We start from the raw sequence: 12643 nt of genomic DNA on the forward strand, positions 1-12643 counted from the left end.
TTTTCCAATGGGTACTAAGACTAATTACATACTAGCTATCGAATCATCCTGTGACGAAACATCCGCCTCAGTGATCGCTAATGGCAAAGTACTTAATAATATCATCGCCACACAATCAGTTCACGAAAAATATGGAGGGGTAGTTCCGGAGCTAGCTTCTCGGGCACATCAAGAAAATATAGTGCCAGTCGTCCAGGAGGCATTGGATTCCGCAAGTATTTCAAAATCTGAGCTTTCTGCGATAGCATTTACCCGTGGCCCCGGTTTGATGGGAGCGCTTTTGGTGGGTGTGAGTTTTGCCAAGGCAATGGCACAGGCATTGGATATCCCGCTTATTGAGGTTAATCATATGCAGGCGCATGTCTTAGCGCATTTTATCGAGGACCCCAAGCCTACTTTTCCATTTCTTTGTTTGACAGTAAGTGGAGGCCATACGCAATTGGTCAAAGTAAATTCAGCCTTGGACATGCAAGTGATTGGGGAGACTCGGGATGATGCTGTAGGCGAGGCATTTGATAAGACTGCGAAACTTCTCGGCTTGCCTTATCCAGGTGGTCCTTTGATCGATAAATATGCAAAAGAGGGAAATCCTAAAGCTTTTGATTTTCCGGTGACCCGAATGCCGAATCTGGATTTTTCCTTCAGTGGAATCAAGACTGCAGTTTTATATTTTCTGAAAGAGCAACTTCAAGGAAATCCGGACTTTATTCAGGAAAATTTATTCGACCTCTGTGCAAGCATTCAATATACTTTGATCGAAATGCTTCGTATCAAATTGGTGCAAGCTGCCAAAGAAACTGGGATCCGGCAAGTAGCCATTGCAGGGGGTGTTTCTGCTAATTCAGGGTTGAGGAAGACATTGGAATTGGAGGCAAAAAAGAGAAACTGGGAACTTTTTATCCCAAAATTTGAGTACTGCACAGACAATGCGGCGATGATAGCCATGGCAGCACACTTTAAATATTTGGAAGGGGAATTTTCCTCTTTGGAGGTCACGCCTCTTGCAAAAATGAAAATCTAAAATGGCAGATAAGAAGAAGTTTGATAAGATTGTCAATATCAAGAATAAGAAGGCAAGCTTTCAATTTGAGTTTATTGATACGTTCAAAGCTGGAATCATGCTGAAAGGCACGGAAATCAAATCCATCCGAGAGGGAAAGGTCTCTCTCACGGAGTCTTTCTGCGTTTTTTTGAATGGGGAACTTTTTGTGAGGCAAATGCATATCGCTCCTTACTCCATGGCTTCAAGCTATAATCACGAGGCGGTAAGAGACCGGAAACTCCTTCTCAATAAGAAAGAACTTGAAAAACTCCATACGAAGTCCCAAGAAAAGGGGCTGACTATCATTCCTGTTCGTATATTTATCAATGATCGTGGGCTGGCAAAAATGGAAATTGCCCTCGGAAGAGGTAAAAAGACTCACGACAAGCGACAGGACTTGAAAGCTAAAGATGCCAAAAGAGAACTTCAACGAATGGCCCTTAATTGATTCCTTCGGGATTTGTAGGCAAACCCTGCTGCCCGTATATCGACAGCCAAGTACCAATTCGGCGATGATTTCCCAACTTTTATTTGGGGAATGCTATCAAGTACTTGCTTTGTCTACAGATCGTCAGTGGTATCGCATTTTTCATGAGGACAGTAGAATGGGAGGCTGGATCTCGACAAAGTCACTCAAGGAAATCCACAAAGACGAGTATCAAAATTTTCTAGACCAAGATTTTCAGATAGTTACAAGCCCCATAGCAGCCATAGAATATATGGGGACAAATCTATATTTGCTGCCTGGAAGCCGCTTGCACTTTTCGGAATTAGAGCTCTTCAATTGGCAGGAAACTATAGGCTTTACCGGAACTAGCCGAGCCCATGCTAAGCGAGCAGATCGGGATGAATTACTGGAAATTGCACTTCGGTATATCAATGCTCCTTGGCAAGCGGGAGGCCGAAGTATTTTTGGTCTGGACGAGCTACAGGGATTCGCTTTGATCTACTCCATCGCCGGATATCAATGGTCCTCAGCTACTTTGCCCGGAAGAATTTTACCTTTTAATCATGCCATGCCGGGAGATTTATTTATTTTTCATGATGAAGATTCTCGTCAAGATCATTTTGCAATCTACCTGGGCATGGAGGAAGTACTTTGGATGGATAGTCGGATGAAAGTATCAGATCTTGAGGAATGGGAGGGTTTTCTTGCAAACAATCGAAATAAACAGGTCGTTTTGGAAGCTAGGTCAGTGTTTAATTGAAGATGGAAAAGCGGGTATTGGTATTAAATTTAGATCACTCACCGGTGGCAGTAGTCTCAGCCCAAAAGGCTATAGTTCTTACTTTGCTTGAGAAGGCAACCATGCTATCCACCTACGAACTTTTACAGATCCGAACCATTAGTAGAAGTTTTGAATATCCCGCTGTCATACGACTTAATCAATATAAAAGCATTCCTTATCGGGGGGTGATGCTCAATCGGGCTAACCTTTTTCGAAGAGATAATGGAGAATGTCAGTATTGTGGATCGGTGAAGCATTTGACAATTGATCATGTTGTACCTCGATCTAAGGGTGGAAAAACGTCCTGGACCAATCTGGTTACCGCCTGCAATCGCTGCAACGTAAATAAAGGAAACAAGACACCGGAAGAAGCAGGTATGCCTTTAAAAATCCTTCCTTTTAAGCCAACACTATCTTATTTTTTGGCTGATTATGCCGAGAGACATGCCGAGGAATGGCTTCCTTTTTTAAATGTGAAAGTCGTTCCTGGCTGATAGAATTTTTTTTGGCAATAAAATTGCCTAGGTATCAATATGAACCTATCCTTTCTTTCCCCTGTACTGCTTTCGCTCTTCTTGAGCATTTCTAGCATAGAAGCACAACAACTCATCGGTAAATGGCAATTGGTTTACTTCGATGGGATTGATCGAATTAGAAATTCCGCCCAATTCAGAGAAGCCGACTCAGCTACCCGGGCAAATATGGAATATCGAATCAAGAATAGGCTTGAGTCCACGATATATCAATTTACCCCAGGAGATTCCCTTCGCTATACCGACATGGTCAATCAGACCATCGTACAGCGTCGTGCTCAAATTGAGATCGGTGAAGGGGATGTATTGATCATCCGTGAGGGAGAAATGGAGCGAAAGGCAAAAATCGTAGACTTTGATGAGAATAGATTGGTGCTGGAACCCATTACAAAGTCAGGCAATAGTGGTAAACTGGTTTTTGAGCGAGTAGTAGAAAAGCCTAAAAAATAAATTACTTAAAATTGAGCTCCAACTGATCTGGTAAAAGCTTAAAGCTTGATCGGTGCCACGGCGTAGCTCCATGGTCTGAGATTCCCTTTCGATGTACTTTTGTGGGGTAGCCTGCATTGGTTTCCCATCCGTAGTAAGGGAAATCCCTTGCCAGCTTAGCCATCAAATCATCTCGATAGACTTTAGCTAGAATGGAAGCAGCTGCAATGCTGGCAAACTTTCCATCGCCCTTGATCACGCAGGTATGAGGTATTTGTAAATCAGACTTCCATCGATTCCCATCGATCAATAAGTGATGGGGTTGAGTTTTTAGTCCCAAAACAGCTCGCTTCATTGCTAAGAAAGAGGCATTCAAAATATTGATTTGGTCGATCTCGGTTACGCTTGCCTCTGCGATGGCCCAGCTAAGTGCAGTGGACTTGATTTCTTCTACCAATTCTTCCCGCTGCGATTTGAGTAATTTTTTGGAGTCATTTACCCAAGGGTTCGAAAAGTCCTCAGGTAAAATAACAGCAGCTGCCACGACGGGACCTGCGAGACAGCCCCTTCCTACTTCATCACAGCCTGCTTCGAGGCGATTAGCTTCTAAAAAGGGGAGTAGAGGCATTTACTTCTAGTTTTTCTTCTTTATAATATTTATGGATCATCTCTGCCACTAGGCCTGTCCAGCCTGTCTGATGGGAAGCGCCAAGGCCTTTGCCACTATCACCATGAAAATATTCATAGAATAAAATATGATCCTTGAAATGAGGGTCTTTCTGGAATTTTTCCTGATTCCCAAAGACAGGTCTGTTTCCATTGGCATCTCTCATGAAAATCTTCATACATCTCAGAGAAAGTTCCTTTGCAATCATATCCATGGAAAGGTAATTGCCCGATCCGGTTGGGTATTCGATCGAGAAGTCACCGCCATAGTAGAAGTTGAATTTCTTCAGCGACTCAATGATCAGGTAATTAATAGGGAACCATATCGGTCCTCGCCAATTTGAGTTGCCTCCAAACATCCGGGTGTCAGACTCTCCAGGAGTATATCTGATTGAATAGGCATCTCCGTTCATTTGAAGTGTGTAAGGTTTGGCCAAATGGAATTTGGATAGGGATCGAATCCCAAAATCACTCAAAAACTCCTCGGAATCCAACATCTTGTGAAGGACACTTCGCATTCGGTGTCCTCGCAGCAAAGAGAAAAGTCTGCGTTTGCCTTTTCCTGGATGAATCCAACTTGATACCAGCGCTGCTAATTTTGGCTTTTCTCGCATAAAGAAGTCCAGCCTTTTCTTGAATTCAGGCAGGCTTTCGAAGAGCTCTTCTCGTATAGGCTCCACCGCAAAAAGTGGAATCAAACCCACAATAGAGCGAACCTTTAGCTTTTCTGGCTCTTTTCCTTTGAAGTGGAAAACGTCATAGAAAAACTGGTCCTCATCATCCCAAAGCGATATGTGTTCCTTTGAGATATTGTTCATTGCTCCGGCGATGTAGAGAAAGTGCTCCAGAAATTTAGTCGCAGTGTACTGATACACAGTGTTGAACTCGCAAAGATCCAAAGACATTCGAAGCATGTTCAACGAAAACATAGCCATCCAAGAAGTACCATCGGCTTGTTCCAGTTTGCCCTGATAATACTCCGCTGCAGATCTATCGAAAATGGAAATATTATCCAGTCCTAAGAATCCTCCCTCGAATATATTTTTGCCGTCATTATCTTTTCGATTGACCCACCAGGTGAAATTGAGCATGAGTTTGTGCATCGCACGCTCTAGAAATTCCTGGTCACCTTTTCCTCCATTGGCTTTTTTATCTATTTGATAAACGCGCTGCACCGCGTAAGCATGAACCGGTGGATTGACATCCGAGAAGTTCCACTCGTAGGCAGGGATTTGACCATTGGGATGCATATACCACTCATTGAGTAGCAGTAGCAGCTGATCTTTGGCAAATTCCGGGTCAATTCGAGCTATTGGAATACAATGAAATGCTAAGTCCCATGCCGCATACCATGGATATTCCCATTTGTCCGGCATGGAAATGATATCGTAGTTTTGAAGGTGTCGCCATTGGTGATTTCGGCCTTTTTTACGAGCAACTGGAGGGACATATCTTCCGGGATCTCCTTCCAGCCATCTTTCTACGTCGTAATAATAAAACTGCTTAGACCACATCATGCCCGCATAGGCTTGCCGCTGTATTTGTCTTAGGTCAGGATCCGTGACCCGATCTTGCAATTGACCATAGAACTCATCGGCCTCCCGCTTTCTTTCTTCTAAGCAGGTTTCACAAATTTCTAGTGGCTGATCTTCCAACTGATGCTGAAGTCGCATTTTGATCTCTACTTTTTCTCCAGCTGGAATGTCAAGGTGGTAAATGGCCGCTGCTTTGGTGCCGGTAAACTTTGGATTGACTTTGGAGTCATCCTTTTTGATCAGATAATCATTGATACCGTCTTTATGAAACTCCCGCTCGTTGGGGATATTGTAGAGCCTTTCCCGATTGGTTTCATTATCACAAAACCGAATATCTGGGTTGCCACTGAAGGTGATGGAATAGTTTCCTGATTTGGGATTGAACGCTTTGATTCTATTTGAGCGGACCAGACTCAACTTTGGCATGAAGGGTTCGTGACCTGTAAACCAAGTTTTTCGAAACCAAAGCGTGGGCATCACCCAAATGGGAGCTGATTCGGGACCTCTGTTATGGATGGTTACTTTCGCGACAATGTCTTCTGCGTCATTTTTGGCATATTCTATAAAAATGTCAAAGTACCGATCCTCGTCAAAGACTCCTGTGTCGATCAGTTCAAATTCAGGGTCGGTCTTTTGCCTTTTCTTATTTTCCAGAAGTAGTTTTTGGTAAGGGAATTCGGCTTGAGGATACTTATAAAGCATCTTCATGTAGGAGTGAGTCGGCGTGGAGTCAAGATAGTAATAGATTTCTTTGACATCCTCCCCATGATTTCCCTGATTTCCTGTCAATCCAAAAAGTCGCTCTTTGATAAATGGGTCTTTTCCATTCCAAAATGCCCAGGCAAGACAAAGTTTTTGTTTGTGGTCGGAAATTCCACCGATGCCTTCCTCTCCCCAGCGATATGCCTTGCTACGTGCCTCATCGTGTGTCACATTTTCCCAGGCGGCACCATCAGGGCTATAGTCTTCACGGACGGTTCCCCACTGTCTCTCAGTGAGATAGGGGCCCCATTTTTTCCAATGCTTTTTGTATTCTCTATCTTCGTGTAATCGTATATGTTCGGCTAACATGGTCTTCTTCTTGAGCAGGTGGTGAAATTATCAATTTCTGGGTATTTAAGCCGAAAATTCGCAATTCTGTTCAGCTCAGCTGATTATTTTTTCTTGGAGAGAAAGTATTTAGAGGTTGTTTTTCAGCTGTTTATGAAACGAACTCCTTTAAAATGCCTATTTCTCAGATTTTAGGATTCACTTATGTTTTTCTAAAAATATCATAAAACTATTCTTCTACACTTGTAGAATGATTAAACTCTTCTACATTTGTAGAATATTAATCTAAATATCTATGCTATCCAAAGCCGAAGAAGAATTAATGAATCACCTTTGGGAAAAGGAAAAAGCTTTTCTGAAAGATCTGATTGAAATGTACCCTGATCCCAAGCCTGCAGCGACTACTATTTCCACCTTGCTCAAACGAATGCAGGAGAAAAAATTCGTGGACTATCAGACAGAGGGAAAGGCTAGGCTTTATTTTCCACTTGTATCAAAAGAGTCCTATTTTGGCAAACACCTTCAAGGTTTGATCAAGAACTTTTTCAATGATTCTCCTGCTCAGTTTGCTTCATTTTTTGCGAAGCAAAGCTCTTTTACCGAGGCTCAATTAAAAGAGCTAAAGTCTATGATAGATGACCAACTAAACCAAAAAAAGTAATGGAATACTTGCTCAAATCCATCCTTTGCTTACTGCTTTTGCTGCTATTTTATCGTCTGTTTTTGCAGCAGGAAGTCTTGTATCGATTTAATCGGTTCTACCTCCTTTTCGCAGTGCTGATTTCTTTTCTATTGCCACTGAATCAAATCGAAATCCCAGATTCTACTCCTAGCGAATGGGTTGTACTCGAGGAGCTAGATGGTATGTCAGTAAACAGTCAAGGAGATTTTCAGCAGAATTTTGAAAAATCCGAATCACCTAATTCTCCCCTGCAATTTTCTTGGAAATATCTTGGAATTGGGCTTTACGGGCTGGTTTCCTTGATTTTTGCTTATCGATTTTTTTGGAATTTTAGAGTTTTGAAGACTAAAGCGAATTCTAATATCCGTATTATTTATCGAGATCAGGTTTTGGTTTTGTTGGAGGAGGATACCCTTCCCTATTCCTTTTTGAATTTTATTTTCGTCCACAAAAAAAGCTTTGAAGCGGAAGGATTGAGTGATGCGATCTTCGAGCATGAACGCTGTCATGTGCGGGAAAAACACAGCCTTGATTTGATTTTTATTGAATTTTTAATGATACCCTTTTGGTTTCACCCGGGTCTTTATTGGGCTAAGCAGTCCATTCAGCTCAATCATGAGTTTATTGCGGATCAAGCAGCCATCCAAAAAGTAGATCAAATTTCCTATCAGCGACAGCTCCTATCCTTGGCGATTTCAAGTACGCAACATTCCTTGACTAGCCGTCTCAATTTTTCTTTAACCAAAAAACGAATGCAGATGATGAGTAAAGAACAGAAGCCTATCCGAACAGCCCTGAAATTATTGTTTTTGATCCCGATGATGGGCTTGATTTATTATGGATTTAGTGAACATGTAAAGAAGCCAATCGATGTGCCGAGGCATGAGGTACATATATTTCCCACGGAAGTTGAAAGCTCAGAAAATTTATATGACTTAACCTTCTACCTGGCTACCGAAGGCCGCTTCATCCTAAATGATCCACAAAGCAATGAGGTGCAACCCATAGCCAAATTATCCACTGTTTTAGATCAGCTTCCTGATAAAGAACTTTTGATCCAGATGATCATTCATGAGGGAAACTCTATGGGTGAAATTGATGCAGTCAAAAAGATATTTAGGGAGCATGACATCCGAAGATTGGTGTGGATTGACGGCGAAGGTGTTAGCCAATTGGAAGAAAACCTGAGTCAAAGTTACCAGCTAGTTTATCAAAAGCCGCTTCAGCAGATGACTAAAGCTGAATATTACAGTCAGACCAAATTCATTCTGAAATACCCGGATGGGGAATTGGAAGAAGTGAGCTATGAAGAGCTTCCTCAACCATTAAAGGATGGACTACCGGATGTACCTAGAAAAATGGACCCTAAAGGGCCATCAACTGAGCAAATTGAAAGTTGGAAGGATGGTAAGAAGTTTGCGCTTTGGCTTGATGGAGAAGTTATTCCCAATTCAAAATTGGATGAAATTTCACAGGAAGAAATCGTCCATTTCTTTTCCAGTTTTGTTCATTTAAATGCCCGTTCGGAACGCTTTCCGCAGAATTATCAAGTCAATTTGTACACGAAAGAAGGCTTTGAAAATAATTTTGGGGAGTTTTCGGACCCTAGAACCAAGCCTCTTCGTGGGACAGTAACGATCCCGGTGGATGAACCTAAAAATCAAAGTTTCTCGACGAATACGAACCCTGTTTCTCTTTATCAAAAAGAGCTCAAAGCTTACCATGAAAAACTCAACACAGGAGTTCATTTTATTGAGAAAGACAAAAGGGATCAAGAGGAATTGATGGAGGAGTTTTTGGATCTTGGTGGTAAGTATTTCCGATTAAGAGTGGAGGATAAAAGGCTGACAGAAAGACCGACTCATCCATTCTCTCCCTACATTCGATTGAAGAAGGAGGATGGATATTACTTCAAGCTTCGGGAAGATTTGACCGAGGAAGAACTAAAGCAGTTGCCACCACCTCCGCCTCCGGCAAATGGTTTGAAAAGTACAGCATCAACTCAAATTACCTCAGGCCTTTTGGAAACTTACCAAAAAATGCTCTTGGCCTATGATTTAAAAAAATACGAAATGGGGCTTCAGTTTTCTGGTAACTCTGCCAAAAGAGAAGCTATTTTCGAAGAGTTTATCCGAGTTCAGAATGTATTTCTGGCATTGGGTGATGCTGAAAAGAAGCTCGTGAATCCTCCGACTTCGCCTTCCATGCCTAGCCGTACGAAGTCGGGTTCTGACATTTGTTGACGGGATGATTTAAATCAAGTATAGCTCAAATCCGACGACTGGATGAAAATGCTTACCTTCTCAGGCACCGGAAGTAGCTGCTTGAGCACTTGCTCCCAAGTTTCTACCCATCGTTGAAAATCCTCTTGAAGAGGATTGGTTTTTTCAAGAACAGCCAATTCGAGTATAGAAAAATCAAATGAGTTAGCTGTTTTTCCTATGCCGGAACGAAATACCTCTAGTGCATTACAGGCTTGTTCGTACTGTCCAGCTACAGGGATGACAAGTATTGGCTTGCCTAGATACATCGCCTCGCAGACGGATTCAAAGCCAGCCGTACAGATTAGGCCCTTACAAGCTGCCATATCTTGCAAGAAGCGCTGATCATGCACACGGTTTAGGGTCAAGTTGGGAAGGACTTGCTCAACTTCGGCTGCATCTTTTTTGTCCCAATAAGCTTTGATCTGGATGTGTGGATGAGCTTTGGCATACGCTATCACCTCCTGCCCGTATCCGGGATTGACCATATAGGCAAGATAAAAGTCGCCTTGATGCTGAGCTAGCTTCTTGACTTCCTGTCGAAGGAGAGGAGGTACGACACGAATTTTTCGACTTGCCATTTTTTGCGGCAAAAATGACAAAGCCAAAATCTCCTTTGCGCCCCAGGCAGTGATTTGGGTATTGAGTCTGAAAAGGAATCGCTCCAAGTGTCTTCCCGGTGCAAAAATAAAATCAGGATGTCCCGAGAGGTATTGATGACCGATCACCCAATAGGCTGCTTTTGGTCTGAAAAGAAAAGAATACAAGCCTCCCAAAAGATCATAAAAATTCAAAATTACATCTGGATTCAGGCTTTTTATTTGATCGTCGATTTGCAGGAGACTTTTCCAGAAAATGGGAGCTTTTTTAAGGTTTTTGCGGATGGTTTTTCCTAAAAGGATTTTTTTCTCTGCTCCATCTGCTTCAAAATTTGGACTGTCTAAAGCAAGGATTGGAGCCTGAATTTCTCTTTTAAAAAAATCCGGAATACTTCTTCGATGACTTTTCCCAACCAAAACACCTGCGAGTTCATGACCTTGCCTGCGCAATAGATTTGAAAACGCGATAGCTTGTGTCATGTGACCCCGGCCTTCGCCTTGTACGATAAAAACGAACTTCATACTTATCGAAATGCAGGTGGATTCAAGTCGTCTTTTGGGCTATCGAACGATACCTTTCGAAGTGGAATGATGGTACTCTCATCTTCCTCTTCATTTCCGGAAAAGAAACTGCCAATCTCCTGATCTCTGATTTCCTTGAAATTGATTTCGGAATAGTAGATCAATTGCCAGTTGCCTTCATGATCTTCTGCTAAAGCCGACATTGTCTCCACCCAATCACCTGAGTTGAGATAATGAACACCATCTATCCATCGATTTTCTGCCTTGTGGATGTGCCCACAGATGATCCCGTCACAGCCTTTGGCTTTTGCCATTTTGGCGAGCTCAGTTTCATATTGATCCACATAGGATACCGCAGACTTTACTTTGCCTTTGATATACTGAGACAATGAAAAGTAAGGTAAGCCTCTTTTGAATCGGTAGTGATTGACCACTCGATTGAGCCAAAGGAGGAATGTGTAACCCATATCGCCCAAATAGGCTATCCAGCGAAGATTGGTCGTAATGCTATCGAAAACATCGCCATGGGTGATGAAGTATTTTTTTCCTTGAGATTCATAGATCATATCCGTCTGAATCGAAAGGTTGCCAATTTGAAGAGGAAGAATTTGATCCAGAAAATCATCATGGTTTCCTCTCAAGTAAAAAACTTGCGTATTATGATTTTCGATCATTTTGAGGATGCGGTTGAAAAAACGGGTATGTTTTCGCTTCCAAGCCCCCGATTTTTTGAGTTGCCACCCATCGATTATGTCACCATTCAAAATAAGATTATCGCAGTGGTACTGTTTGAGAAATCGCGCTATTTCTTTTGCTTTTGAGCCTTTGGTACCCAAGTGAACGTCAGATACAATGATCGTTTTGAAGTGAGTTTTCACGCTATTGGTTTTGGTTGAAAGGTAGCGTGGTATTGTAAATCTGTAACACTTAGTCTGTTAAGTATTTGCTATTTTTTCCAAATTTTCTTTGGTGAAAGTGAAGGCTGTGTTAAGCAGATGTGAAAAATAAGATGGGTCGTGCTTTTCTTTCTTTTTTGAAATGAAATAACTACCTTTTCAGTCTTTTATTTTAGATACTATGAAAATCACTTTTGTATTAGAGTGGGAAAACGCCATTCTTTCTGAACTAGAACGGACAAGTGAATTGCTAACTCAGATTCATTTACAGTCTAATAATCAAGAGCAAGCTCAATTTGAGTTGCTTATTCTTCACAATTCAGAGCAAGTTTCCGAAGAGTTTATATCTGATTTCTTAAGAAATGTTCTTGATGAAAAAAATCTTCCCGAAATGGAAGAGACTAGGGTATTGGATGTGAAAGATGCTCACTATTTTCAATTAAAAAATGAGGGAGTAAGACATGCAAAGGGAGAGACGGTAATTATTTTAGATAGTGATATCATTCCACAGGCAGGTTGGCTTGAGGCTCTATTGAATGCTCACCAAAAATATCCTGAGGCTATCATCGCCGGGGCCACACATATTGACTATTCCGATTTTATGGGAAAGTGTTTCGCTTTAGCTTGGTTTTTCCCTGCCCCATCTGATCGATCCGATATGGAATCAGCAAATCTTATTTTCTCCAATAATTTTATTTGTAAAAAGCAGCTCCTCATTGACAATCCCTATCCAAAAATGGCTGAGGGAGTCACCCGAGGTGCAGACACCTTGCTTTGGAAAGATTTGGAAAGAAAAGGAGTGAAATTATTCATTTGCCATCAGGCAAAAGCATCACACCCCGCACCTAATGGTTGGGAACACTTTTTCAACCGGGCTTTGGCTGAGGGTAGGGATGATTATTTGCGCCTTTTTGAGAGGGATTTTCAAGTTGGTAATCCGGAATTTAGGTTTTTCAAAATTTATCTGCTGCGAAGTAAAAACACCATCGTTAGAATTTGGAAAAACCGTGCAAAAGTTAATTTGAGTCTTTGGCAAGTTCCCTTTGCGACTATTACGATGCTTACTTACTATCTTTTTTATCTGATCGGTGGCATAATAACAAAAGCTACCCCGAGGTATGCAAAGGTTTCTTGGCAGATTTGATTCTGCTAAGAATGAGATTTTTACGCAAGTGGTAAAAAGCAATTCGCAGTTGTTA

12 protein-coding genes are annotated in these 12643 nt (G+C 41.8%); 8 read left to right on the forward strand and 4 right to left on the reverse strand.

The window, feature by feature from the left end; genetic code table 11:
- The first annotated feature begins 7 nt into the window (after positions 1-7).
- Genes tsaD through G457_RS0104130 form a run of 5 tightly spaced genes read left to right on the forward strand, consistent with a single transcriptional unit; the run spans position 8 to position 3254 of the window.
- A complete protein-coding gene (gene tsaD / locus G457_RS0104110) occupies positions 8-1021 on the forward strand; it encodes a tRNA (adenosine(37)-N6)-threonylcarbamoyltransferase complex transferase subunit TsaD (protein ID WP_026945331.1) in 1014 nt (337 codons plus the stop codon).
- 1 nt (position 1022) lies between these two features.
- On the forward strand, positions 1023-1490 hold the full coding sequence (gene smpB, locus G457_RS0104115; protein WP_026945332.1) for an SsrA-binding protein: 468 nt from the start codon (positions 1023-1025) through the stop codon (positions 1488-1490).
- Positions 1453-2250 (forward strand): SH3 domain-containing protein, encoded by a 798-nt coding sequence (locus G457_RS0104120; protein ID WP_155847078.1) that lies wholly within the window; start codon positions 1453-1455, stop codon positions 2248-2250. The genes smpB and G457_RS0104120 overlap by 38 nt, the downstream gene beginning before the upstream one ends.
- A gap of 2 nt (positions 2251-2252) precedes the next feature.
- Positions 2253-2765: an HNH endonuclease gene (locus G457_RS0104125; protein ID WP_035483114.1), complete on the forward strand. Its 513-nt coding sequence runs from the start codon at positions 2253-2255 to the stop codon at positions 2763-2765.
- A 39-nt stretch (positions 2766-2804) separates the two neighbouring features.
- The gene (locus G457_RS0104130; RefSeq protein ID WP_026945335.1) at positions 2805-3254 is read left to right on the forward strand and encodes a hypothetical protein; all 450 of its coding nucleotides are present in this window, start codon (positions 2805-2807) and stop codon (positions 3252-3254) included.
- 1 nt (position 3255) lies between these two features.
- On the opposite strand, the gene G457_RS0104135 is transcribed toward G457_RS0104130, so the two are convergent.
- A complete protein-coding gene (locus G457_RS0104135) occupies positions 3256-3861 on the reverse strand; it encodes a ribonuclease HII (protein WP_026945336.1) in 606 nt (201 codons plus the stop codon).
- Entirely contained in the window at positions 3833-6505 is a 2673-nt protein-coding gene (locus G457_RS0104140) for an MGH1-like glycoside hydrolase domain-containing protein (protein WP_026945337.1), read from the reverse strand. The genes G457_RS0104135 and G457_RS0104140 overlap by 29 nt, the downstream gene beginning before the upstream one ends.
- 274 nt (positions 6506-6779) lie before the next feature.
- Between G457_RS0104140 and G457_RS0104145 the strand changes: the two genes are divergently transcribed.
- Complete coding sequence (locus tag G457_RS0104145) at positions 6780-7145, forward strand: BlaI/MecI/CopY family transcriptional regulator (RefSeq protein WP_035483116.1); 366 nt, start codon at positions 6780-6782, stop codon at positions 7143-7145.
- Positions 7145-9409 carry a M56 family metallopeptidase gene (locus G457_RS22175; protein WP_051260699.1) on the forward strand — a complete coding sequence of 755 codons (2265 nt, stop codon included), beginning with the start codon at positions 7145-7147 and terminating at the stop codon, positions 9407-9409. Before G457_RS0104145 ends, G457_RS22175 begins: the two co-directional genes overlap by 1 nt.
- 14 nt (positions 9410-9423) lie before the next feature.
- Here G457_RS22175 and G457_RS0104155 read toward each other — a convergent pair whose 3' ends face one another.
- Both G457_RS0104155 and G457_RS0104160 read right to left on the reverse strand, forming a co-directional pair.
- Positions 9424-10548: a glycosyltransferase family protein gene (locus G457_RS0104155; RefSeq protein WP_026945339.1), complete on the reverse strand. Its 1125-nt coding sequence runs from the start codon at positions 10546-10548 to the stop codon at positions 9424-9426.
- Between the two features lie 2 nt (positions 10549-10550).
- On the reverse strand, positions 10551-11426 hold the full coding sequence (locus G457_RS0104160; RefSeq protein WP_026945340.1) for a UDP-2,3-diacylglucosamine diphosphatase: 876 nt from the start codon (positions 11424-11426) through the stop codon (positions 10551-10553).
- A gap of 199 nt (positions 11427-11625) precedes the next feature.
- Here G457_RS0104160 and G457_RS0104165 point away from each other — a divergent pair, with 199 nt between their 5' ends.
- A complete protein-coding gene (locus G457_RS0104165) occupies positions 11626-12588 on the forward strand; it encodes a glycosyltransferase family 2 protein (protein ID WP_026945341.1) in 963 nt (320 codons plus the stop codon).
- Positions 12589-12643: the final 55 nt, after the last annotated feature.

The sequence above is a fragment of the Algoriphagus marincola DSM 16067 genome (assembly GCF_000429405.1).
GTDB lineage: Bacteria > Bacteroidota > Bacteroidia > Cytophagales > Cyclobacteriaceae > Algoriphagus > Algoriphagus marincola.